This is a genomic window from Eubacterium ventriosum, assembly GCF_025150745.1.
Lineage (GTDB): Bacteria > Bacillota > Clostridia > Lachnospirales > Lachnospiraceae > Eubacterium_G > Eubacterium_G ventriosum.
Map to the genome: position 1 here is coordinate 1,189,637 of NZ_CP102282.1, position 24,176 is coordinate 1,213,812.

Sequence of the window (24,176 nt, forward strand, 5' to 3'; positions counted from 1 at the left end):
AAGTCAAATGGATAAAAGCGAGTACAACTTAAAAATAGAAGAGTTAAAAACAGCTATGCACGCTCACGATTTTGAAAAGGCAGTTGACGTGGCAGATTCATTGGATATCAAAAAAATCCGTGACAACAATCTGTTAAGTCTTATTGCCGACGCCTATGAATTAACAGGCGATAATGAGCAGGCTAAGAAAATATTGCTTATGGCATATGAGAATACTAACACAGGAAGACAGTTAGCATATAGATTATGCCTTATTTCCATAAAATTAAAAGAACTTGATGAGGCAAACGAATTTTATCAGGACTTTATTGAAATGGCACCAAGAGATTCGGCAAGATTTATTTTAAAATATAAAATGGCAAAAGCTAAGAAGAAGCCGGTGGAAGAATTAATAAAGATTCTTGAAGATTACGTTAACATTGACATGGAAGAAAAGTGGGCTTATGAACTTGCAAAATTATATGATATTGCAGGCGAGGGCGAGAAATGTGTCAATATGTGCGACGAAATAAGCTTATGGTTTGCGGAAGGAAAATACGTTGTTAAGGCAATGGATTTAAAGAAAAAATATGAATCTTTAACATCCACACAGCAGGACAACTACAATAAAAAATCAGAAAATAAGTCTAAAGAGCAGGAAGAAAAGAAAGCTTCAACTCAGGAACTTATGGATAAAATAATGGAAAAAACATCTATTAAGTCAAGAATAGATGAAGCTGTAAAAAAAGCCAACGAACGTAAGGCGGAATCTAAAACAATAGAAGAAGTTACAGGCACAGAGAAAAATATAGATAAGATAAAAGTTGTTGGAAAAGAAGCGGCAGATACAGAATCTTTTGATTTTCCGGAAATTAATGAATCTGTAGTGGAAGAAATCAAGCCTTATGATGATATAGAAGGTGCAACAATTGATGTTAACAGCATGACTCATCCGCAGGAAGTTGAAGAAATAAAAATTCCGGGAATTAGTGATGATCTTAATGAGCTGGAATCAGATTCAAGTGATAAAGCTGAAGCTGAGAAGGAAGATGTTGTAGCTAAGACTGAAAAAGAGAAGAAAAGATTGAAGCTTAGACCTTTTAGTGTTAAACCTAAAAAGACAGAAAATCCTTTAAAGGAAGATAAAAAGGTAGAAGCACCGGTTAATGCAAACGTTCCACTTGAAGAAGATGAAGATTTCAAATTGATTAACCCGGATGATGTGTCTAAAGTTGAAGAACCGGTTATAGATGACTTAGGTGAAGATACAACAGAAACGGTTGATATGGAATTTGATGAAGATATGGATATGGTTATGAAATCAGATGAAGAGAAAGAAGACATATTAAATGTTGATGATGTAGAAGATATACTTCATCAGTTGCAGGCAAGAGGGATTCTTAAAGCAGAAACTGTTAATAGTGCCGTAAGCATTATTGAGAATGTAAGAGAGACTAAGAAAGAATCTAAAGAAGAAAAGCCTGATGAAAAAGACGTTAGTACTCTTGACAGATGGCAGGAGGATAATGTTGAAGTAGATAAGCCTTTGGAAAAAGAGCAGACTTCAGTTGAAGACAATACTTCAGATAATGAGGAAAAAGAGCAGACTTCAGTTGAAGACAATACTTCAGATAATGAAGAAAATAAGGCATCCCAGGTTGAGATTCCTGATTTGGAAGAAATACCTGATGAAGTAGAGGATTTGCCGGAAGAACCTGAAAAAGAAGAAGTTGAAACCACAGAGAATCAGGATGCATCTGAATTGGAAGTAATAGAAAGTCAGGAAGAAGAACCTGAGGTTGATATTGAGAAGATAGCAGAAAGCATACCTGATATAGAAGAAATTCAGGTAGCAGAAGAGGCTCAGCCGGAAGAAATTCCGTCTGAACAGGAAGTAGCTGAAAATGTTCAGAAAGAAGCTTCTGAAACAGCAGAAGATTTAGGCAAAACAGCAATATTTACTATACCTAAAGCCGACATTGAAACAGGTAATAATACAGGTGAGGTTGTAGTAGATGAGGAACTTCCTAATATTGATGCACCTGAAATAGATTTAGAAACAGGTATTCCTGAGCAGGATTTGGGTGAAGATACTAAAAATGCAGAAGAAAGCACAGAAAACGAAAATGCAGAGAGTGTAGATGCTGAAAAATCAGAAAGTACTGAAAATGAAGAAGCTGTACAGGAAGAACCGGCACAGGATAATTCAATTAATTTAGATATACATTCAACTAAGGACTTAAGTGCCAAGGTTGAGGTGATTTCAGGGACAGACTGGGAGCAACCTGAGTATGAGGAAAAACTTGAAGAGGAAGAAGAGCAATTAGAGGTAGCAAAGGAGGAAGCAGAAGAAGGCACTCCTGAGCGCACAAGTGAAGGTGAGTTACTTAACAGAATATTGAATAAGAACAATGAAGAAATTCCTGAACCGGAATTAGTAGCTACAGAGGAAGAATTAAGTGTATTTAAGAACTTCTTTAATGTAGAAGGTTTGGAAGACAATATTCAGGAAGTAGTTAAGGAACTTATTGCAGGTTATACACCTAACGGTAAATCAACAGATGGTAATGTGGTTATTCTTGGCGAAGAAAAAACAGGAAAAACATCATTAGCAGTTGAAATCATAAAATTAGTAAATAAGAAACGTGGCAGACGTAACAGAAGATTGGCTAAGATTGATGCTACAGCACTTAACAAGAGAGGATTTAGAAATTCACTTAACAAATTACTTGGAAGTGATTTGATTGTTGAGAATGCAGAAAAGCTTGGTGCAATGATTTTAAGTGAAGTTGTGGACGTTTCAGGAATGTTTACTGACGATATGCTTATAATACTTGAAGGTGAAACTGAGCCAATGGAAAAAATGCTTAAGGACTCACCGCGCTTATCAAAGGTATTTAACCACGTTATCCGTATTAAACAGTACGATATAAAGGAATGGGTTGAATACGGAAAAAGATATGCTAAGGACAAGGGATATGTAATGGAAGAACTGGCAAGTCTTGCCTTTTACAAGGCTATCGATGATTACTTTGGTGAACACAAGGGAATCGGAAGAGCTGATGTTGAGAAACTTGTAGATACAGCCATTGCTAATTCTCATAAACTTGGCAGAAAATTATCAGGTTTATTCTCATCAAATAAAAATGATGATGGATTATATATATTAATAGAATCAGACTTTATTTTTTAACACAGGAAAGGATGTAAAAATGGAAAATTTACAACTTGCAAAAATTGCAAACCAGGTACGTAAAGACATTGTAACAGGTGTTTACAATGCAAAATCAGGTCATCCGGGTGGATCTCTTTCAGCAGCAGATATGTTAACATTTTTGTATTTTGAAGAGATGAATGTATCACCTGAAAAGGCAAAAGATTCTAACAGAGACAGATTTGTATTATCAAAAGGTCATGTTGCACCTGCACTTTATAGTGTATTGGCAGAAAAAGGATATTTTCCAAGAGAAGATATCAAAACATTAAGAAAACCTACATCATACCTTCAGGGACACCCTGATATGAAGAAAATACCGGGAATCGATATGTCTTCAGGTTCATTAGGACAGGGAATCTCAACAGCAGTTGGTATGGCTATGGCAGGAAAGATGGACAATGCCGATTACAGAGTATATACAATGGTAGGCGACGGTGAAAGTGAAGAAGGTCAGGTTTGGGAAGCTTCAATGTTTGCCGGATTCAGAAAGTTAGACAATCTTGTAGTTATCGTTGATAACAACAACCTTCAGATTGATGGTGCAATTGATGAAGTATGTTCACCATACCCATTTGACAAGAAGTTTGAAGCATTTAATTTCCATGTAATTAAAATAAATGGACATGATTTTGATGAAATTAGAAGTGCTTTAAAAGAAGCAAGAGAAACTAAAGGTATGCCTACAGCTATTATTATGAATACTGTAAAAGGTAAGGGAGTTTCATTTATGGAGAATCAGGTTTCATGGCATGGTTCAGCTCCAAACGAAGAACAGTACAATATCGCTATGGAAGAATTAGAGAAAGCAGGTGAAGCATTATGTCAGAAGTAAAGAAAATCGCAACAAGAGACAGCTATGGAGACGCTTTAGTTGAATTAGGAAAAGAACATGACAATCTTGTTGTTTTAGATGCAGACCTTGCAGCAGCAACAAAGACAGGAAAGTTTAAAGCAGCTTTCCCTGAAAGATTTATTGATTGTGGTATAGCTGAATGTAACATGGTAGGTATTGCAGCAGGTATGTCAACATGTGGAAAAGTTCCTTTTGCAAGCACATTTGCTATGTTTGCAGCAGGACGTGCATTTGATCAGTTAAGAAATACAGTAGGTTACCCACATCTTAATGTAAAGATTGGTGCAACTCATGCAGGTATTTCAGTAGGTGAAGACGGTGCAACTCATCAGTGTAATGAAGATATTGCATTAATGCGTACAATCCCAGGAATGACAATTATTAACCCTTGTGATGATATTGAAGCCAAGCAGGCTGTAAAGGCAGCTTACGAAATGGAAGGACCTGTTTATTTAAGATTTGGTCGTCTTGCTACACCTATCATCAACAGTGAAGATTACAAATTTGAAATCGGTAAGGGTGTTAAATTAAAAGAAGGAACAGACGTTACTATTGTAGCAACAGGTCTTATGGTAGCAGCATCTTTAGAAGCAGCTAAGAATCTTGAAGCAGACGGAATTAATGCAGAAGTAATTAACATTCACACAATTAAGCCTTTAGATGAAGACATTATTGTTGAATCAGCTAAGAAAACAGGCAAGGTTATTACAGTTGAAGAACATTCAATTATTGGTGGTTTAGGTAGTGCAGTATGTGATTGCTTAAGTGCTAAATATCCTGTTAGCGTTTCAAAGATTGGTGTTGAAGATGTATATGGACATTCAGGTCCTGCAGTGGAATTATTAAAAGAATTTGGTCTTGACGCAGAAGGAATTTACAATAAAATTAAAAAAATCATGGCATAGTTTTAAATTCTTAAAAGATAACATATTTTAAAAACAAGTGAGTTTTGGGCAGAAAATTCACCAAATTGATTAATAACTGAAATGGAAAATTAGCGTAGGGTTAATTTTTAAAAGTTTAAAATTAATAATTTTAATAACCGGTTTTAAATTATTAATGAGAAAACTAATTATTTAAGTTATGTCAAAATCACAGTTGCTTTTTTAAAAAATGATGTTATACTAGCCATTGTTAAACGAAATGCAAGGGAGCAGACGTAAAAAGTCTTGCTCTCTTTTTCTTTTGTTTTAGGTTAAAAAGTTAAGTAGGAGCTAACGGATTAGCCAAAGGATTTAAGAAATTAAATCAGACAAAAGATAAGTTTTTCAATGAAGAAAGCAATCCCCTTTTAAGTAAATAAAGTTAAGTTCATAGAATTATGACAACAAAGTTGGAGTGATTTATGAAGGGACAATATTTACAATGCTTTCTTAAGTAAAATAATAGGACAATGGAAAAGAATGGAGGAAGGAACTATGAACGCACAGGAAATTTTACAGGAAGCTACAAACAGTAGCTTCGCAATTTGGTTCTTAATTGGTGCCGGTTTAGTATTCTTTATGCAGGCTGGTTTCGCAATGGTTGAAACAGGATTTACAAGAGCAAAGAATGCAGGCAACATTATTATGAAGAACCTGATGGACTTTTGTATTGGTACATTAATGTACATCATTTTAGGTTTTGGTTTGATGATGTCAGAAGATTATGTAATGGGAATTATAGGTGTTCCAAATCTTGATATCTTCACAAACTATAACAGTTTTAACTGGTCACAGTTCGTATTTCAGTTAGTATTTTGTGCCACAGCTGCAACAATCGTTTCAGGAGCTATGGCAGAAAGAACAAAGTTCAGTGCTTACTGTATTTACTCAGGAGCAATAAGCTTGATTGTATATCCAATTGAAGCCGGCTGGGTATGGAACTTAGGAGGCAACGGTTGGTTACAGCAGTTACATTTCGTTGATTTCGCAGGTTCAGCAGTAATCCACTCAGTTGGTGGTATGGCAGCTTTAGTTGGAGCAATAATTGTTGGACCACGAATTGGTAAGTATACAAAGAGATCTAATGGCTCAATAAGATCAAATGCCATTGCAGGTCACTCAATAACACTTGGAGCACTTGGTTGTTTCATACTTTGGTTTGGATGGTATGGATTCAACGGTGCAGCAGCTACTAACGTAGATAGCTTAGCATCAATCTTTATGAATACAACAATCGCTCCTGCAACAGCCACAGTAGTTTGTATGTTATTTACTTGGATTAAAGATGGAAAACCTGATGTTGGTATGTGTTTGAACGCTTCACTTGCAGGTTTGGTAGGTATCACAGCAGGTTGTGCTTCAGTTGATACAATTGGTGCATTAATAATTGGTGCTGTATCAGGTATCTTGGTTGATGTAGTGGTTGAAGTACTTGATAAGAAGTTCCACATTGATGACCCTGTTGGTGCCGTTGGTGTTCACTGGGCAAACGGTGTTTGGGGAACAATCGCTGTTGGTTTATTTGCAACAGGCAGAGGCGATACAGTACAGGCTTTCGCAGATGGTTCAACATACGCAGGTTTGTTCTACGGTGGTGGAGCAAAACTTTTAGGAATCCAGATTTTAGGTATTGTTGCAATTGATGTTTATGCAGCAGTAATGATGACAATAGTGTTCCAGTTAATTAAGCATACAATAGGACTTAGAACAACAGCAGAAGAAGAAATTATTGGTATGGATATTTCAGAACATGGTCTTGCATCAGCATATGCAGACTTCCTTCCGGCAGCACCATCATATGCAGGTGAGAGCGAAGGCTCAGTTGATTTATCAGATGTGAAACCAGTAGCACTTACACTTGGAGAAAGAGCAGAAGGCAGATATACAAAAGTATCTATTATCTGTCCTGAAGAACGATTTGGAGTTCTTCGTGACACAATGAACGCCATCGGAGTAATGGGTATGACAGTTTCTCAGGTAATGGGTTGTGGTGCTGAAAAAGGAAAGACAGGTAGATACAGAGGTGTATCAACAACAATGAACCTTTACAGAAAGGTACAGGTTGACATCGTGGTATCAACAGTTGATCCGGGACTTGTAGTAGCTGCTGCAAGAAAAGCACTTAATACAGAACACTATGGCGATGGTAAGATTTTCGTGACAAATGTAGAAGATGTTATGAGAGTTCGTACAGGAGAAGTTGGTGTAGAAGCATTAGCTTACAAGAATGAAAGAAAATAACAGATAATTGATAACAGCTATGAATGTAGTTGGAAATACAGATAGAATTTGAGTTTACATAACTATTAGATAACAACGATATTTTGGAACTCTGTTCTTAAATATATATTTTACTTAATCTCATTAAAAGGGCCGGTGGGAAACCACCGGCTCCTTTTAGAATTTACCCCAGTGGTGCTTCCCCGAAATCATCCAGTGTAATATTTAAATCGATGATTTTTTGATTATTTTCAAGACCAAATATAATAATGCTGTCTCTTTTGATTTTCGGATAAAGTATGCCATTGTTTGAAAGGTGAAGCAGGCGGTTGGTTTCATCCAAAGTCAGCTGCATTGCAAGTGCAAGGGCAATAACTTTGTCGCGGGATGGTGTTTTTGAACCATCAAAGATTTGGTAGCCGTAGTTTTTTTGGATGTTTGAATCAGTGATTACCTGAGCTTTTGTCAGACCTTTTTCATCTAAAAGTTGAGTTAGATATTCATGAAAACTTATGTTACTAATGTTTGAATCATTGTCGGTTAAATAAGAATTTATGTCATTAGAGTTTTGTAAAATTTTAAGAAGCTGGTCTGTAGTTTTTTGTGATTTGTCATTATTAAAATTTGAAAAATTATTTGAATTCATTATAAATATCCTTTCCCCATATTAAAAAATGTGTCGAATAATGATATTATATACGTAATACTGTTAAATTAACAGACTTTTACATAAGGGAATATTATAGAAAATGGACTTTAAGGAAAATTATTATTTTGAAAAATACGAACAACTGGCAGTTTTGGCGGACACGCAAAAGTGCAAGACTATTTTGTCAAGAAATACAGATACTAATGAAATAGTGGTGTTTAAGGTAATGGACAAACACGGTTTGGATGTGTACGACAGGCTGAAAGATTTGGATAATAGCAACATTGTTGATGTAATGGATTGTTTTTTACATGAAGACAAATGTGTGGCTGTTGAAGAGTTTGTTAATGGAAAAAGATTATGTGATGTTTTGCAGAAAAATATTCCAGTAGAAGTAATTGTTGATTACGTAAGGCAGATTTGCAACGGCTTAAAAGAAGTCCACAACAAAAATATTGTACACAGAGATTTGCAACCGAAAAATATAATTGTGGACAGACACAATCATATTACAATCATTGATTTTGATATTGCAAGAATTAGAAAAGAAGAAGCCGATAGTGACACAGAATTTCTTGGAACGGCGGGCTATGCATCACCTGAGCAGTTTGGTTTTGCCCAGACAGACAAGCGAAGCGACATTTATTCCTTGGGCGTGCTTATTGGCGATATGGTCAAGCCTTATGCTAAAACCGTTAGGGAGGTCTCGGGGGAAGAAATTGTGTACACCGGTACCAGTCTTACATTAGAAGAGCACAAGATAGTTGAAAGACTTGTGAAAATGAGCAGGAAATGTACTGAGATAGCTCCCGAAAAAAGATATAAGTCAATTGAAGAAATTGAAAAAAAATTGAAATATATTAAACTCTACAATCAGGATATTTTAGAACCGGATGAATTAGAAGAATTAAGCTTTAGGGGGATAATCAGAACCGTTCCGGGATTTAGGAAAAATAATATTTTGCACAAGATAATTGCAATAATAATGTATGTATCTGTTTTTGCAACATACATTGAAATAGGAACAAGCGTAATAAATGTCAAAAAAGGCTATAAATGGCTATGTGTTATTTTAAGCGAAATGTGTTGGATTATTCCATATATATATTTGACAAACATAGGGGATGTTGTTTATAGAATAAGAAAAAGAAAATTTAAGTACAAATTTTTTGAATATTTAAACAGAATAGGGATAGCATTGGTAATATGGTTGGCTATTTTAATAATTTTGTCAATTATAACTTTAAAATAAAAGTATGCCGCCAGCATAACAAAACAAAAGTGGAAAAGTGTAGAATAATGTAAGAAGAAGGAGGTATTATATTATGAAGACTTGGAAACTGGTATCAGGAATACTGTCAATAATTATGTTTGTATTTGTAACATTTCAGTCATGTGCAGCAGGCATAAGCAACAGTATAGAGGACAATGGAGAAGTTGGCGGAAGCGCAGGAATCATTGTTGCAATTATGTTATTGGCAGGTGGAATTGTATCAATAGCCACACGTAATTCAAAAGGCAAAGGCGGAAATATCGCAGTAATCGTATTATTTGGATTGGGCGCAATCATGGGATTCACAATGGCTGGAAGCTACACAGACCTTATAATCTGGGCAGCTTGGTGTGCAATCTGTGCAGTATTAGCACTTATCTCAATGATAAAAAAGCCAAAACAGATAGAAGAAAACTAATAAAAACTGCTATTTTAAAACAAATCCGAGGACAACGGATTAAATTAAAAGAACTTATACCAATGTAAAAAGGGGAATACCTCTCGTTATATGGATAAGTTCTTTTTTATTGTTCATTTTATGTAGCGTGGAGAATTTTTTTGGTGGCAAACAATAGGCAACTTTTTGAAATTTTGCGAGCATAGCGTAAGGCAAAAAACAACTGTTTGAGCCGTAGGCGAGTTTTGTTTTTTGTCTTACAATAGGCGGCGGAGCAAAATGATAAAAGTAACGTGTTTGCCACCAAAAAAATTCCCCACGCGAATCAAAAAATGTACTAAAAAAGGAGGCATAATATGGATATTTTTGATATTGTAGGCCCGATTATGGTTGGCCCTTCAAGTTCCCATACGGCAGGTGCCGTAAGAATAGGATATATTGGGGGCAAGTTGTTAGGGGAGCCGGTTAAGAAAGCCAAGATTTTATTGTATGGTTCTTTCCTTGCTACAGGTGAAGGCCACGGAACTAAGAAGGCTATAGTTGCAGGTTTGCTTGGCATGGAGCCGGATGATTACCGTATTTCCGACAGCTTCAATATAGCCAAGGAGAAAGATATGAAAATTGAGTTTGGTGAGGCAAAGCTTAATGAAGGTCATCCTAATTCAGTGTTGTTAAGATTAGAAGGAATCAATGGCAACAAAATAGAAGTTTTGGGGCAATCTATAGGTGGATCAAGAATAAATATTGCCCAAATTGATGGTATTGATACTAATTTTTCAGGAGAATGTCCTACCCTTATTGTTCATAATATGGATCAGCCGGGGCACGTGTCGGAGGTTACTTCCATGCTTGCCTACAAGTCGGTAAACATTGCGACTATGCAGCTATACAGGTCGGCAAAAGGTGGCAATGCGGTTATGGTAGTTGAATGCGACCAGCAGATTCCAAAGGAAGGAATCGAATGGTTGAAGCACGTTGAAGGAATACTAAAGGTAACTTATTTTGCAGGAATATAAATTAAGGACGGAGAGTTTATGTTTTATTATCATACATTAAAAGAGTTAGAAGATTTAGTTAATGAAAATAAATTAGAATTGTGGCAGGTTATTGAACAGTCTGATATGGAAGAAAACGGAAGGACTAAAGAGCAGTCCTACGAAAAAATGTTAAATATGTATTTGGCAATGAAAGAGGCTGACAAAAATTATAATGGAAATTTAAAGTCAGCCAGCAAAAGAGCCGGTGGAGATGGAGAAAAAATTCACAGATATAATGTAGCTAACAAAAATATTTGCGGAAAATTTATTGGAAATGTTATGGAAAAAGCAATTAAGATGGGCGAGTCAAATGCCTGTATGCGAAGAATTGTTGCGGCACCTACGGCCGGTGCCTGTGGAGTTTTGCCTGCGGTACTTATTAGTTATCAGGAAGAATATAATTTAAGTGATGATGAAATGGTTAAGGCAATGTACGTTGCTGCCGGAATTGGCAAAGTTATAGCAGAGAATGCTTTTATTGCGGGAGCTGCAGGAGGCTGTCAGGCTGAAATAGGTTCAGCAAGTGCAATGGCAGCCGGAGCTTTAGCTTTTCTCCAGAAAGGAACAGTTAAACAGATTGTAAATGCAGCAGCACTTTCACTTAAAAACATGTTAGGGCTTACTTGTGATCCGGTAAAGGGATTAGTAGAAGTTCCATGTATTAAGAGAAACTCATATGGTGCTGTTAATGCAGTAACATCTGCTCAACTGGCTATGGCGGGTATAGAAAGTGCAATTACACCTGATGATGTAATTGACAGTATGCGTCGTATTGGAAATAGCATGCCGGCATGTTTAAAAGAAACAGGAACAGGTGGACTTGCAGTAACAGAATCAGCCAATAAATATTTGGAAAAATAGTATCATAAATAATTAAACAAGTAATAATTATGTAAATTAATTGATAAATGTACATTGATTTTTATTATAAAATTATATACAAAATTTTTTGAAAAGTAGCATTATAAGGCGGTAAGTGGTATTATATTGGACATAACTGCCCAGGCAGAAATAGCTTAGAACTATTAAGGAGGGACAATGAGAGCTAGTGGAATTTTATTACCTGTTTCAAGTTTACCGGGAAAATATGGAATAGGATGTTTTTCAAAAGAAGCATATGATTTTGTGGATGTTTTGAAAAAAGCAAATCAAAAATACTGGCAGATATTGCCTATAGGGCCAACAAGCTACGGAGATTCACCATATCAGTCATTTTCTACTTTTGCGGGAAATCCTTATTTTATTAGTTTGGAAAAATTAATAGAAGAGGAATTACTTACAGAGGAAGAATGTAATTCTGTTGATTTTGGTGAGAATAATGAATATATTGATTATGAAAAATTATATAACGGCAGATTTAATCTTCTAAAAAAGGCTTACAAGAGAAGTAATCCAGAGGATGAAGGTTTTAAGAAGTTTGTAGAAGAGAACGGATTTTGGATTGAAGATTATGCCATGTTTATGGCTATAAAGGCAGAGCATAATGGGGAAAGCTTTGAATTGTGGGAAGATGAAATTAGAGTAAGAAAGCCAGAAGCAATGGAAAGATATAGGGAAAAGTTTAAGGATGAAATTCTTTTCTATAAATTTATTCAGTTTAAGTTTTATGAGCAATGGTTTAAATTAAAGGAATATGCAAATGATAAGGGAATAAAAATTATTGGAGATATTCCAATTTATGTTGCCTATGACAGTGCGGATGTATGGGCAAATCCTGAATTATTCCAAATGGATGAAGAGGTTAAGCCTATATCTGTTGCAGGTTGCCCACCGGATGCTTTTTCTGAAGATGGACAGCTTTGGGGAAATCCTGTTTACAAGTGGGATTATCATAAGCAGACAGGTTATACATGGTGGATTAAGAGAATTGAAAATAGCACAAAGCTTTATGATGTAATAAGAATAGATCATTTCAGAGGCTTTGATGAATATTATGCAATTCCTGCCGGTTCAAAGAATGCTGTAATCGGTAAATGGGAAAAAGGTCCGGGAATGGATTTGTTTGATGTCGTAAAAGAGAAGCTTGGAGAGATTAGCATTATTGCAGAGGATTTAGGTTATATAACAGATAGCGTACGACAGCTTGTAAAAGACAGCAATTTTCCGAATATGAAAGTATTAGAATTTGCTTTTGATGCAAGAGATTCTTATGAACCTTGCGAATACCTTCCTTTTACTTACTACAATAATTGTGTTGTATATACAGGAACACATGACAACGAAACTTTATTAGGTTGGTTGAAACATGTAAATGATTACACATTAGGATACATAAAAGATTACATAGGTAGAGACATACCTGTTGGTCAGGAAATGGTAGATGAAATAATAAGACTTGCTCATTCATCAGTGGCAGACTTATGTATCATTCCACTTCAGGACTACTTAGGACTTGGAAATGAAGCAAGAATAAACACACCATCAACCTTAGGTGATAACTGGAAATGGCGTGTTACGAAGGATAAGTTGACAGACAAAGTAGCAGATAAGATTAGAAAATATACAAATGTGTATAGAAGGTAAAAATGGAAGTACAGTATGAAGATTACATTAAAGAAAATTTTAATTTTTCCAATTTATTTATGTTACTATGTTATTACCGAATGGATTTTGGCGTTAGGAACAAAAGATCCTTGGGATAAAATGCGGAAATGGGCAGAAAAGTAAATGGTTAAAAACTAATGAAATGTATAAAAAAGCAAGAATACAAGTAGCATTTAGCTTATGGCAGAAGCGGAACCTAGTATTCTTGCTTTTATTATTGGAATTACATCCTTTATTTCTTATTAACTCTCCACTCCAACGGATCTTTTTCAGGTCTTGCAAATGCTTCTTCAGTTGATATTCCATCAGAAGTACCATTAGCCTCAGAACCGTCAGTAATCTGTGTGTCTTCGTTAACTGACAATGTATCAAGAGAAGTCTTTAGCAATATAGAAGCTTCATCTTTTGAAATGTTCATGGCTTTGGCAAGTTCGTCTAATTCAGGTACACGACCAAGTTTCTCACTTAAATTCTTAGTAACTTCGTCAAGTCTGTTAAGTTTGTCAGCAAGATGCTGCCCAATTCTGTCTGAGTTAATCTGAACATTAACAGTATTATTAATTGCATCTTCAATTCTACCTGAAATAAATGAATGAAAATCGCCAACAGATTCTGTGTAATCAGAAACTGCAAGCATTAAACCAACATTACCCTCTTGAATTAAGTCTCCAAAGTTAACGCCTTTTCCACGATGACTTTCAGCAATTTTTGCAACTAAAGAAAGATTAGCTTCAACAATCTTAGATGAAACGGAAGTATCACCGGCTAAAAGCTTGTCAATTAAATCAGCCTCTTCATCTTTTGAAAGATTAGGAAGGGCTTCCATTTCTTCCATATACATCTTAATAAAAGATAATTCTTCTTCTGATTCAACATGGTTAGAAACAGAAACAGTTTCAGAAATAGTTTTATCGGCCGAAGTTTCAGGAGCGTCATCAGCCAAAGGATTATTGGCTGGTGGAGTAAATCCCTCAACCTCAACTTTATTAAGGGCAAGATAGTCGTAAATAAACTGATACTGGCTATCATCATCAATTAAATCTTTAAAATATAATTTTACATCATCCATTGTTACATGGTTAGCATTGGCAGCAGCAAAGTCTACCAATGAAGTAAGAGCTTCATTAAATAATAATTTTTTATCCATTTTACACCTCGTCTATAATAAATAAATGATACATAAAAGCCTTGCAAAAATCAAGGATAATGGGTAACATTTAATATAGTAAAAATTATAGCAGAATAATTAGGGGATTAAAATGGAACAAATATTAAAAAAAATATATAAAAGTAGAATTTTCGGACTTATAAGCATACTGTTTTTTATTGCAGTGTGTATGGGAATAGGAGCTTTTGCAGCCTACGTTAAACACGTTTCCAATCCGACGGAGCAGGCGGTTACATATTTTAGAGCTTTTATGCAACAGGATTATGACACAATGTACAATCTTTTGGACAAGAAAGACGGCTACTATATTAGCAAGGACAGATACAAGGAAATAATGCAGAAAACAAAAGAATCAATGACAATAGATTCTTACAAGATTAACGATCCTAGAAAAGAAGACGGACAATATGTGGTAACAATTGAATGCACAGATGATGATACGGATAGCTCTCAGAATATGAATATTTATTTAAATAAGAAGATGCATCTGCCTAAGTTAAAGCCTGACTACAAGGTAGATATTGAAAAAATGCTAGTTAAAAATCTTACAATAAAGATTCCACAGGGAGACAAGCTTACAATTGCAGGAATTGAAATTACAGATAAAGACGCAAATATTACAACAGAAAATAATATTCAAATATATAATTTTAAGGCTATTTTAAATGGAAATTATAAAATAACATGTGAGAATGAATATTGTGCAAAAAATACACTTGCAAATGTTATAAAAAAAGATATGGAAGTGGATTTGACAAAGAGTTGGTACACAGCAAATGACCGGTACACTTCAAAAATAACAAACAGCGTTACGGATTTTATGAATAAATATTATAGTGCCGCAAGAAACAGAAGCAAAAGCGATAAAAAACTTATGGCATTTATAGATGACAAAAAGCTTCAAAAATCCGTATCAAAAACAGTAGAAGAAACAATGTCAGGTCTTTATTGGTCGGATAAGAAGAACATAGACAAGTACAAGGTATCTGATTTTAAAATTAAGGATTTGAATAGTACAATAAAATACCACAGTAAAAGTAAAGATTTTCAGGTAACATCTACATACAACTATGACTACACATGTACAACTGACATTGCAACATATACAAGTTATGTGTATAAATATTCAGGAAGTTGTAAGGCAACATTGAAGATTACGTACAGCATAGACAATGGAAATCTTAAGATTAAGAATGTTAAATTAAGTGAAAAACAAAAAAGAAAATAATTTGAAGGAAAAATCAAATAAAAATTTAAACAAAAAAATTAAAGACAAAATAAAAAATGATTCAAGGAAATAATGGAGGAAACTATGTCAAAAGAAATTTGGAGACCGGGAAATATGTTATATCCCCTTCCATCTGTTTTGGTTACTGTGGCAGATGATGAGGGAAATGATAATGTGTTGACAGTTGCGTGGACAGGAACGGTATGCTCAGACCCGGCAATGGTTTACGTTTCAGTAAGACCTTCAAGATACTCACATCATATGATAAAAGAAACAGGGGAATTTGTAATCAATCTGACAACAGAAGAATTGGCATATGCCACAGATTATTGTGGAGTAAAGTCAGGTAAGGATGAGGACAAGTTTAAGAATGCATCATTAACAAAAGAACCTGCAAAATATGTTAAGGCACCTTTGATTAAGGAAAGTCCTGTAAACATTGAATGCCAGGTAACAGATGTTGTTCCATGTGGCAGTCACGATATGTTTGTGGCGAAAGTACTTTGCGTACACGCGGACAAAAAATATATGGACGAAAATGGAACATTTAGTTTTGAAAAGGCAAAGCCGATTGTATATTCTCACGGCTGGTATTATGGTCTTGGTAAAAAAATAGGCAAGTTTGGATATTCTGTAATTAAGAAAAAAGCAGCAAAAAAGAGATACAGAAAAAACAAATAAATATTCAAAAATGTCTAAAGATTAGTTTGACAGATAAAGAGAAATTAATTTGCCAAGCAAGAATGAAAAATAATTTAATCAAAATAACTGTTTAAGGATGGCAATATATGGGAATAATATTTCATATTGATGTAAATTCAGCTTATTTAAGTTGGACAGCAGTAAAGTTGCTTAAAGAAGCAACAAAAGATGAAAAGAAAATCGACATACGAAATATTCCTGCCATCATAGGCGGTGACAGGGAAAAGCGACACGGAATAGTTTTGGCAAAATCCATCTCCGCAAAAAAGTTTGGAATAGTTACAGGTGAGCCTATAGCCAATGCGTTGCAAAAGTGCCCTAACATACTGATTGTTCCGCCGGAGCACGGTTATTACAATGAACAAAGCCATAAACTAATGAATTTGCTTAGAACATTTACACCTGACATTGAGCAGGTAAGCGTGGATGAGTGCTATATGGATTTTTCGGGAATACAAAACGAGTATCCATCGCCATTAGCATGTGCGTACAAAATAAAAGACACAGTAAAAGAGAAACTTGGCTTCACCGTAAACGTAGGAATATCCGATGTGAAAGTTTTGGCAAAAATGGCATCAGATTTTACTAAGCCTGACAAAGTTCATACATTATATAGAAGAGAAATAAAAGAAAAAATGTGGCAATTACCTGTTGAAGAACTCTATATGGCAGGTAAATCAAGTGTAAACACGTTACACAAACTTGGAATATACAATATTGGCCAACTGGCAACAAGCCCTGAATATATTTTGGAGGCGCATCTGAAAAAGCATGGAAAAATACTTTGGGAATACGCCAATGGAATAGATAAAAGCGTGGTAAATACCAAGCGTGAAGAACTAAAAGGAGTGGGCAACTCCATCACATTGCCATATGACCTTGATAATATGGAAGAAATAGAAAAAATCCTACTTCAACTGTCAGAAAAAGTAGCTGGTAGACTTCGAAAAGGAAAACAAATGGCAAAAACAGTAGCTGTAGAAGTGAAATATAACGACTTCATAAAAGCATCAAGGCAGACAACACTTGATAGATGCACAGACTCAGGCACAGAAATATACCAGCTCTCAAAAGAACTTTTTAGAGAACTTTGGGAAAAAGACGGAAACAAAAGCGTGCGCCTGCTTGGAATACGAACCGCCAACTTAGAAGAACAGGGAGCATTAGAACAAATGTCCATAATGGACATAATGGCGCAAACTACAAAAAAACAACAAAACGCCACAACCAACATATCCAGAGAAAAAATGAAAAAACTGGACAAGGCACTAGATGCCATCAAAAACAAATACGGCGAGGACAAAATAAAAAGAGCAAGCCTGTTAGCTGAGCAAACAGTAGACATGAAAAACAAAAAATACTATGAAGAATAACAAAAAACAAAAGCAAAAAATTTAAGTAAGATTATAAAATAAAAGATACAAACAGAAAAAACAAACAATTTGGCAATGGAAGATGGTAGCAATTTTGCCAACAAAAGGAGACTGAAATGAAAAAAAACATTGTATTAATAGGTATGCCGGGAGTAGGAAAAAGCACAATAGGAGTAATAATTGCAAAAATACTGGGATATCAGTTTATAGATGCTGACCTTGTAATTCAGGAGCAGTACGGCAAACTTTTGAAAGAAATCATAGCTGAGCGTGGAACAGAGGGTTTTGTTCAGGTAGAAAATGACGTGAACAAGTCATTGAATCCTGAGAAGGCAGTAATTTCCACAGGAGGAAGCGTTGTTTACTGCACAGAGGCAATGGAACATTTATCAGAAATAGCAACAATAGTTTATTTAAAATTAGACCTATACTCTTTAGAGAGAAGATTAGGAAATCTTAAGCAGCGTGGGGTGGTTTTAAAAGAAGGACAGACATTAAAGGACCTTTATGATGAAAGAGGTCCTTTATATGAAAAATATGCTGATATTGTTATTAGCGAAAATCATTGTTCTGTTGAAAAAACAGTTGATAAGGTTGTAACAAAATTACGTCAGAGGGGATTTTAGAACAAATTATATAATTTGCTAAAACAAAAAATACATACGGATATTAGCTAAAAGAATAGAACATTTATTTTTAGGGGGATAAAATAATGTTTATTAATAAAAAATCACATAAAAGCGCTTTCGTCTGCATAGCAGTATTTATGGTGACTATGATTATGATTTTGACTTTTTACCAATTGGCAGTTGAAATATATGCATATGGATTTATTGCAAAAAATAATGACTACCGGGTGAAAGAGAGTACAGCAAAGGTTCTAACATTAAAAGAAAATCATAAAGCCATTAACATAGAAAATATAAATGTTAATAGCAAAACAAAAGTTATTAACAAGAAAAATATAAATGTTAATAATTTCGTTTTGAAAAAACCGGTAAAGGGTGGAATTACCACATCAGGTTTTGGAGATACAATTTCAAGAACTGCAAGTCATAATGGACACGATTGGGCTGTTAATACAGGCACAAAGGTGAGAGCGGCAGCAGAGGGCGTGGTTGAATTGGCTTATTTTAGTGAAAGTTATGGTTATAATATTTTGATTAATCATAATAACGGGTTCAAAACCAGATATGCCCACCTTTCGGAAGTGAAAGTTTCAAAGGGAGAAAAAGTTGAACAAAGTCAGGTCATAGCACTTAGCGGTTCCACAGGGTTTAGCACTGGACCACATCTTCACTTTGAAGTTGTAAAGGATGGAAAAAGGGTTAATCCTATTGAGTATGTTAGTAACAGGTAACACATTTTGAAAATTATCATAATGTAATAATATAGTAAAGCACAATTTATAAAAATTGACCAAAAAAATCGCTGAAATTTATATATATTGTGCTTTTATTATGTTTACAAAGATAGATATTGTGCTATAATTGTGTAGATATACAAAGATAATTATTGGTGGGAGAGGGCTTAATTGTGACCAATCCCTGTTTGATATAAAATATACATATATACCGGGAGTAAAGAATGGAACGTTTTGTAATAAAAGGTGGAGTAGCACTTAATGGCGAAGTTGAAATAGGCGGAGCAAAGAATGCTGCATTAGGATTACTTGCTGCAGCAATAATGACAGATGAAGACGTGACAATAGAGAATTTGCCTGATGTTAGTGATATTAATCAGTTGATAGATGCTATTGCAAACATTGGAGCAACAGTTAATAGAATAGATAGACATACAGTAACAATTAACGGAAAAACAATTAGAACACATGTAGTAGAATATGAGCAAATGAGAAAGATTAGAGCTTCATATTATCTGCTTGGTGCTCTTTTGGGCAAGTTTAACAAGGCAGAGGTTGCTCTTCCGGGTGGATGCGCAATCGGTAGCAGACCTATTGACTTGCATCTTAAGGGATTTAGAGCTTTGGGAGCAGATGTTATTACTGATCATGGTATGGTTAATGCTCAGGCGGAACGTTTAGTTGGAAACCATATCTTTTTTGACACATCTTCTGTTGGAGCAACAATTAATGTTATGCTTGCAGCAGTTAGGGCAGAAGGAAAGACAGTAATTGAGAATGCGGCTAAGGAACCTCATGTAGTAGATATTGCCAATATGCTTAACAGTATGGGAGCTAATGTAAGAGGTGCCGGAACTGACAAGATTAGAATTGAAGGTGTTCGTGAACTTCACGGAACAGTATATTCAACTATTCCTGACCAGATTGAGGCAGGTACATTTATGTGTGCTGCAGCAGCTACAGGTGGGGAAGTTTTGATTAAGAATGTTATTCCTAAACATTTAGAGTGTATTTCAGCTAAGCTTATTGAAATGGGATGCACAGTTATAGAATATGATGACGCAGTACGCGTTAAGGCAGGAGATTTCATTAGAAGTGCAAAGATTAAGACTTTGCCTTATCCGGGATTTCCTACAGATATGCAACCACAGATGGCAGTTGTTCTTACAATGGCCAACGGTAGCAGTACAGTAACAGAAAGTATTTTTGAAAACAGATTTAAATATGTAGATGAATTGACACGTATGGGTGCAATAATGAAGGTAGAAGGCAATACAGCATTTATTACAGGTGTTGGAAGTCTTGCAGGGGCGCAGGTTGCAGCACCAGACCTTAGAGCAGGAGCAGCACTTGTTATTGCAGGCATGGCAGCTAACGGATTTACAGTAGTAGATGACATTGTTTATATCCAGAGAGGTTACGAAAGATTCGAAGAGAAGCTTTCAGGTCTTGGAGCAATTATTGCAAAAGTAGATTCTGAAAAAGAAGAGCGCAAGTTTAAATTAAAGGTTGGATGATTACTTGATTAAAAAAAATCAATAAAACTGATTAAAATTGTCACTATACAAACAAATTTGCGTATGTTAATATTAGACCATCCTAAAAATAAAAAGGCTTTGAAAAGGAATAGTAGTTGTTAAGTGGTTAACAGAGAGCTGTCGGCAGGTGTAAGACAGCAGAAGCGATGCAATGAACTCACCTTGGAGCTGCCGGCTGAATGGTTTGGATAGTAAGACGGACGAAGTAATCTTATTATTTCAAGAGTAGGCTTGGACGGATTCCACCGTTAAAGGGAGCGGATGTCAAAGGCATCCTTAGAGAGCATGTATAACATGAAGCAGAGTGGTACCGCGTAGGTAGAGAATACGTCCCTGCATTTCCTAATTGGAAGTGCAGGGTTTTTTCGTTCTGACTGGCGAGAAAGTTAGCAAGCGAACTATTTAGTATATTAAGAACCTACCAAATCTTGACATAAGGAAACTAAAAATATATTATTTAATTGATTGAAAAGGAGATTTTAAGATGAATTTTGGAAAGTATAAAAGACAGTATTTTATGCCACCTACACCAACATATGATTGGGTTAAGAAAGAATATATAGATAAAGCACCTATTTGGTGTAGTGTAGACTTAAGAGACGGAAACCAGGCACTTATAGAGCCAATGAGTTTAGATGAAAAATTAGAGTTTTTCCAGATGTTAGTTAAGATTGGCTTTAAAGAGATTGAAGTAGGTTTCCCTGCAGCATCAGAAACAGAATATAATTTTATGAGAGCCCTAATTGAACGTGACATGATTCCCGATGATGTTACTGTTCAGGTTTTAACACAGGCAAGAGAACATATTATTAAGAGAACTTTTGAAGCAGTAAAAGGTGCAAAGCACGCAGTTATTCACTTATATAACTCAACATCCGTGGCACAGCGTGAACAGGTATTTAAAAAGAGTAAAGATGAAATAAAGAAGATTGCTGTTGACGGAGCAGAATTATTACAGAAGCTTGCTAATGAAGTAGAAGGAAACTTTTCATTTGAATATAGCCCTGAAAGTTTTTCAGGCACAGAAATGGATTATGCATTGGAAGTTTGTAATGCAGTGCTTGACGTTTGGAAACCAACACAGGATAACAAGGTTATTATTAACTTACCTGCAACAGTTGAAAATGCCATGCCACATGTTTTTGCAACTCAGATTGAATATATGCATAAGAATTTAAAATATCGTGATGCGGTAACTATTTCAGTTCATCCTCACAATGACAGAGGTTGTGGTGTTGCAACTGCAGAATTAAGTGTTTTGGCAGGAGCAGACAGAATTGAAGGTACTTTATTTGGAAATGGTGAAAGAACAGGTAATGTTGATATAGTTACTTTGGCTATGAACATGATTTCACACGGTGTTGATCCACATCTTGATTTTAGCAACATGCCGGAAATCTGTGAAATGTATGAACGTGTTACAAGAATGAAAGTTGGACCACGTCAGCCATATGCAGGCGATTTGGTATTTACAGCATTTTCAGGTTCACATCAGGATGCTATTTCAAAGGGAATGGCTTGCAGAGCAGAAAGCAAAGACGAAACATGGACAGTTCCATATTTACCAATTGATCCTGTAGATGTAGGAAGAACATATGATTCTGACGTTATCAGAATTAATAGCCAGTCAGGAAAAGGTGGCGTAAGCTATATCTTAAAACAGAGCTATGGTTTATCCTTACCTGAAAAGATGAGAGAAGAAGTTGGATATTCAGTTAAAGATGTTTCAGATAAGGAACATAAGGAATTATCACCTGCTTGGGTTTATCAGATTTTTGAAGATAAATATATTAATGATAATAGCGTATTTAGTGTTCCTGAAACACATTATGTTCAGAGGAATGGAATTGTTGCAGAAGTAACAATTGCACAGAATGAAGGAACAAGAGTTGTTAAGAGTACAGGTAATGGTAGACTTGATGCGGTAAGTAATGCATTTAAACAGTATTTTGATATTAGTTATGAATTATCAGTATACGAAGAGCATTCATTATCAAGAGGTTCATCATCTAAGGCTGTTTCTTATGTGGGAATAAGCTGTAATGGTAAGATGTATTGGGGTGTTGGTATAGATGAAGATATAATAAAGTCATCTATTTATGCACTTACAGTTGCTGTTAACCAATTGGTTGCAGCATCAGGTGAAAAAAAGTTTCAGGATGAAAGATTAACTGAGATTTTGAATTATATTAATACTAATTATCTTACAGTAACATTAGATGAGTTAGAAGAACAGTTCCATCTTTCAAAGCCTTATTTGTCAAAATATATAAAGGAAAAATCCGGAAAAACTTTCGGTGAATTAGTTAAGAATGTTCGTATGAAGAAAGCAAGAACTTTATTAAAGGGTGGCAATATGACAGTTGAATCTATTGCTGAAAAGGTTGGATATCAAAATGTGGAACATTTTACAAGATTATTTAAAAAGAAATATGGAATGACACCTGTTCAATTCCGTAATGAAGAAAAATAATCGGTGTAATGTTATTGATGATATACCATCGTATATCGGTGTTTAAAGTGTATTGAGAGCGATGTATTATCGTATAAAAATATTTTAAAGAATATTTTGAATTTTAATGTAATTATATATTAAATGTGATAAAATGGTGTCAGGGTAATAAAACGGACACCATTTTTTCAATTTAAGGAGGATAAAAAGATGAAAACAATTAAAACTAAGGTAGTAGCTATTATGCTTGTTTTAGCATTAGCATTAACAGGGTGTGTCACACAGAAGTCAACAGTAGTTATTAACAGCGATGGAAGTGCTAAGATGACTACAAATATTAAAGTTGACAAACAGGCAGCTATTCAGGCCTACATTCAGATGATGAAGTCACAGGGACAGACTGTATCAGAAGCTGAAGTAACAGCTTTGATTACATTAATGCTACCAAAATTAAAAGATGAAGGTATAGATGTAAAAACTGTTACTGAGAATGGAAAAGATTATTATGTAATTGACTATTCACAGAATATTAAAAAGGGTGATTTACAGAAAGAATTTGGTGTAGAGGGATTTGATACATATGTTACTACAGATACATTCTATATGAACGGTGACATAATGAAATTATTAGATGCAGAAGATGTGGACATTTTTGCTGCATACAAGGAAATGGGAGTTGAACTTAAGGAAGAAGATATTCAGACAAGCATAACAGTACAGTTCCCTAATGCTATTGTAAGCACTAACGGAGCTAAGGATGCTTCAAATCCAAATGCAGCAACATTTAGCATTCCTTTAACAGGAAAGGTTAATATGTTTGCTACAACTAAGGCTGGTGTTACAGAAGCTTCAGTTAAGGCTACAATTAAGAAACTTAACACAGTAAAAGCTACAAAGATTAAATCTTTAAAGGCTAACAAAGTTAAGAAGAATGCTAAGAAAGCTACAGTTACATTAAAGTTCAAGAAAGTAAAAGGCATTAAGAAATATGAAGTTGAATATTCATTAAAGAAGAACTTTAAGAAGAGCACAGTAAAAACTGCAAAGAAGACTACATACACAATTAAGAACCTTAAGAAAGGTAAAAAGTACTATGTAAGAGTTAGAGCTACAAAGACTAACTATGCAGGAAATGCTATTTATAGTAAATGGGTTAAAAAGTCAGTTAAAACTAAGAAATAAACTGTTTTTATGAATTTTGTTTTATTACGTAAGGAACCACGCCGGAAGGTGTGGTTCTTTTACTATCAGAAAATATTA

The 24,176-nt window shown here is 35.0% G+C and carries 20 protein-coding genes and 1 other annotated feature; of the genes, 18 read left to right on the top strand and 2 right to left on the bottom strand.

Features of this window, described 5'->3' with window-relative positions:
* The first annotated feature begins 7 nt into the window (after positions 1-7).
* The 4 genes from NQ558_RS05445 to NQ558_RS05460 all read left to right on the top strand — a co-directional run bounded on the left by NQ558_RS05445 (position 8) and on the right by NQ558_RS05460 (position 7,213).
* Positions 8-3,172, top strand: a complete 3,165-nt coding sequence (locus NQ558_RS05445) for a hypothetical protein (protein WP_005358883.1) — start codon at positions 8-10, stop codon at positions 3,170-3,172.
* A gap of 19 nt (positions 3,173-3,191) precedes the next feature.
* Positions 3,192-4,028 carry a transketolase gene (locus NQ558_RS05450; RefSeq protein ID WP_005358882.1) on the top strand — a complete coding sequence of 279 codons (837 nt, stop codon included), beginning with the start codon at positions 3,192-3,194 and terminating at the stop codon, positions 4,026-4,028.
* A complete protein-coding gene (locus NQ558_RS05455) occupies positions 4,016-4,954 on the top strand; it encodes a transketolase family protein (protein WP_005358881.1) in 939 nt (312 codons plus the stop codon). Before NQ558_RS05450 ends, NQ558_RS05455 begins: the two co-directional genes overlap by 13 nt.
* 513 nt (positions 4,955-5,467) lie before the next feature.
* Positions 5,468-7,213 carry an ammonium transporter gene (locus tag NQ558_RS05460; RefSeq protein WP_156774941.1) on the top strand — a complete coding sequence of 582 codons (1,746 nt, stop codon included), beginning with the start codon at positions 5,468-5,470 and terminating at the stop codon, positions 7,211-7,213.
* Between the two features lie 163 nt (positions 7,214-7,376).
* On the opposite strand, the gene NQ558_RS05465 is transcribed toward NQ558_RS05460, so the two are convergent.
* On the bottom strand, positions 7,377-7,838 hold the full coding sequence (locus NQ558_RS05465; RefSeq protein WP_005358879.1) for a helix-turn-helix domain-containing protein: 462 nt from the start codon (positions 7,836-7,838) through the stop codon (positions 7,377-7,379).
* 103 nt (positions 7,839-7,941) lie between these two features.
* On the opposite strand from NQ558_RS05465, the gene NQ558_RS05470 reads away from it, so the two are divergent.
* The 6 genes from NQ558_RS05470 (at position 7,942) to NQ558_RS05495 (ending at position 13,215) form a co-directional block, all read left to right on the top strand.
* A complete protein-coding gene (locus NQ558_RS05470; protein WP_005358877.1) occupies positions 7,942-9,093 on the top strand; it encodes a serine/threonine-protein kinase in 1,152 nt (383 codons plus the stop codon).
* A 73-nt stretch (positions 9,094-9,166) separates the two neighbouring features.
* On the top strand, positions 9,167-9,532 hold the full coding sequence (locus NQ558_RS05475; RefSeq protein WP_005358875.1) for a hypothetical protein: 366 nt from the start codon (positions 9,167-9,169) through the stop codon (positions 9,530-9,532).
* Between the two features lie 335 nt (positions 9,533-9,867).
* A complete protein-coding gene (gene sdaAB, locus NQ558_RS05480) occupies positions 9,868-10,527 on the top strand; it encodes an L-serine ammonia-lyase, iron-sulfur-dependent subunit beta (protein WP_005358869.1) in 660 nt (219 codons plus the stop codon).
* Between the two features lie 18 nt (positions 10,528-10,545).
* A complete protein-coding gene (gene sdaAA, locus NQ558_RS05485; protein ID WP_005358867.1) occupies positions 10,546-11,409 on the top strand; it encodes an L-serine ammonia-lyase, iron-sulfur-dependent, subunit alpha in 864 nt (287 codons plus the stop codon).
* Positions 11,410-11,586: 177 nt separating this feature from the next.
* On the top strand, positions 11,587-13,071 hold the full coding sequence (malQ, locus tag NQ558_RS05490; RefSeq protein WP_005358865.1) for a 4-alpha-glucanotransferase: 1,485 nt from the start codon (positions 11,587-11,589) through the stop codon (positions 13,069-13,071).
* Between the two features lie 15 nt (positions 13,072-13,086).
* Complete coding sequence (locus NQ558_RS05495; protein ID WP_005358864.1) at positions 13,087-13,215, top strand: hypothetical protein; 129 nt, start codon at positions 13,087-13,089, stop codon at positions 13,213-13,215.
* Positions 13,216-13,324: 109 nt separating this feature from the next.
* Here NQ558_RS05495 and NQ558_RS05500 read toward each other — a convergent pair whose 3' ends face one another.
* A complete protein-coding gene (locus tag NQ558_RS05500; protein WP_005358862.1) occupies positions 13,325-14,239 on the bottom strand; it encodes a sigma factor in 915 nt (304 codons plus the stop codon).
* Positions 14,240-14,351: 112 nt separating this feature from the next.
* Here NQ558_RS05500 and NQ558_RS05505 point away from each other — a divergent pair, with 112 nt between their 5' ends.
* From NQ558_RS05505 to NQ558_RS05540, 8 genes are all read left to right on the top strand, one after another.
* Positions 14,352-15,488: an NTF2-like N-terminal transpeptidase domain-containing protein gene (locus NQ558_RS05505; protein WP_005358861.1), complete on the top strand. Its 1,137-nt coding sequence runs from the start codon at positions 14,352-14,354 to the stop codon at positions 15,486-15,488.
* 84 nt (positions 15,489-15,572) lie between these two features.
* Positions 15,573-16,169, top strand: coding sequence for a flavin reductase family protein (locus tag NQ558_RS05510; protein ID WP_040445838.1), 597 nt, complete (start codon positions 15,573-15,575; stop codon positions 16,167-16,169).
* Between the two features lie 107 nt (positions 16,170-16,276).
* The gene (locus tag NQ558_RS05515; protein ID WP_005358849.1) at positions 16,277-17,563 is read left to right on the top strand and encodes a DNA polymerase Y family protein; all 1,287 of its coding nucleotides are present in this window, start codon (positions 16,277-16,279) and stop codon (positions 17,561-17,563) included.
* A gap of 116 nt (positions 17,564-17,679) precedes the next feature.
* Positions 17,680-18,189: a shikimate kinase gene (locus NQ558_RS05520; protein WP_005358846.1), complete on the top strand. Its 510-nt coding sequence runs from the start codon at positions 17,680-17,682 to the stop codon at positions 18,187-18,189.
* Positions 18,190-18,275: 86 nt separating this feature from the next.
* Positions 18,276-18,923: a M23 family metallopeptidase gene (locus NQ558_RS05525; RefSeq protein ID WP_005358845.1), complete on the top strand. Its 648-nt coding sequence runs from the start codon at positions 18,276-18,278 to the stop codon at positions 18,921-18,923.
* 227 nt (positions 18,924-19,150) lie between these two features.
* On the top strand, positions 19,151-20,443 hold the full coding sequence (locus NQ558_RS05530; protein ID WP_005358843.1) for a UDP-N-acetylglucosamine 1-carboxyvinyltransferase: 1,293 nt from the start codon (positions 19,151-19,153) through the stop codon (positions 20,441-20,443).
* Between the two features lie 90 nt (positions 20,444-20,533).
* Positions 20,534-20,802: a binding site (T-box leader), on the top strand.
* Between the two features lie 146 nt (positions 20,803-20,948).
* The gene (locus NQ558_RS05535) at positions 20,949-22,937 is read left to right on the top strand and encodes a 2-isopropylmalate synthase (RefSeq protein ID WP_005358841.1); all 1,989 of its coding nucleotides are present in this window, start codon (positions 20,949-20,951) and stop codon (positions 22,935-22,937) included.
* A gap of 189 nt (positions 22,938-23,126) precedes the next feature.
* Positions 23,127-24,098 (top strand): fibronectin type III domain-containing protein, encoded by a 972-nt coding sequence (locus NQ558_RS05540; protein ID WP_005358839.1) that lies wholly within the window; start codon positions 23,127-23,129, stop codon positions 24,096-24,098.
* Positions 24,099-24,176 lie beyond the last annotated feature (78 nt).

What these genes read in the sequence shown, in the direction of transcription:
- NQ558_RS05465 (WP_005358879.1), bottom strand. Translation starts at nt 7,838, where the DNA reads ATGAATTCAAATAATTTTTCAAATTTTAATAATGACAAATCACAAAAA.
- NQ558_RS05455 (WP_005358881.1), top strand. Translation starts at nt 4,016, where the DNA reads ATGTCAGAAGTAAAGAAAATCGCAACAAGAGACAGCTATGGAGACGCT.
- NQ558_RS05445 (WP_005358883.1), top strand. Translation starts at nt 8, where the DNA reads ATGGATAAAAGCGAGTACAACTTAAAAATAGAAGAGTTAAAAACAGCT.
- NQ558_RS05475 (WP_005358875.1), top strand. Translation starts at nt 9,167, where the DNA reads ATGAAGACTTGGAAACTGGTATCAGGAATACTGTCAATAATTATGTTT.
- NQ558_RS05505 (WP_005358861.1), top strand. Translation starts at nt 14,352, where the DNA reads ATGGAACAAATATTAAAAAAAATATATAAAAGTAGAATTTTCGGACTT.
- NQ558_RS05520 (WP_005358846.1), top strand. Translation starts at nt 17,680, where the DNA reads ATGAAAAAAAACATTGTATTAATAGGTATGCCGGGAGTAGGAAAAAGC.
- NQ558_RS05535 (WP_005358841.1), top strand. Translation starts at nt 20,949, where the DNA reads ATGAATTTTGGAAAGTATAAAAGACAGTATTTTATGCCACCTACACCA.
- NQ558_RS05530 (WP_005358843.1), top strand. Translation starts at nt 19,151, where the DNA reads ATGGAACGTTTTGTAATAAAAGGTGGAGTAGCACTTAATGGCGAAGTT.
- NQ558_RS05470 (WP_005358877.1), top strand. Translation starts at nt 7,942, where the DNA reads ATGGACTTTAAGGAAAATTATTATTTTGAAAAATACGAACAACTGGCA.
- NQ558_RS05500 (WP_005358862.1), bottom strand. Translation starts at nt 14,239, where the DNA reads ATGGATAAAAAATTATTATTTAATGAAGCTCTTACTTCATTGGTAGAC.
- NQ558_RS05515 (WP_005358849.1), top strand. Translation starts at nt 16,277, where the DNA reads ATGGGAATAATATTTCATATTGATGTAAATTCAGCTTATTTAAGTTGG.
- NQ558_RS05510 (WP_040445838.1), top strand. Translation starts at nt 15,573, where the DNA reads ATGTCAAAAGAAATTTGGAGACCGGGAAATATGTTATATCCCCTTCCA.
- sdaAA (WP_005358867.1), top strand. Translation starts at nt 10,546, where the DNA reads ATGTTTTATTATCATACATTAAAAGAGTTAGAAGATTTAGTTAATGAA.
- NQ558_RS05460 (WP_156774941.1), top strand. Translation starts at nt 5,468, where the DNA reads ATGAACGCACAGGAAATTTTACAGGAAGCTACAAACAGTAGCTTCGCA.
- NQ558_RS05495 (WP_005358864.1), top strand. Translation starts at nt 13,087, where the DNA reads ATGAAGATTACATTAAAGAAAATTTTAATTTTTCCAATTTATTTATGT.
- NQ558_RS05525 (WP_005358845.1), top strand. Translation starts at nt 18,276, where the DNA reads ATGTTTATTAATAAAAAATCACATAAAAGCGCTTTCGTCTGCATAGCA.
- sdaAB (WP_005358869.1), top strand. Translation starts at nt 9,868, where the DNA reads ATGGATATTTTTGATATTGTAGGCCCGATTATGGTTGGCCCTTCAAGT.
- malQ (WP_005358865.1), top strand. Translation starts at nt 11,587, where the DNA reads ATGAGAGCTAGTGGAATTTTATTACCTGTTTCAAGTTTACCGGGAAAA.
- NQ558_RS05540 (WP_005358839.1), top strand. Translation starts at nt 23,127, where the DNA reads ATGAAAACAATTAAAACTAAGGTAGTAGCTATTATGCTTGTTTTAGCA.
- NQ558_RS05450 (WP_005358882.1), top strand. Translation starts at nt 3,192, where the DNA reads ATGGAAAATTTACAACTTGCAAAAATTGCAAACCAGGTACGTAAAGAC.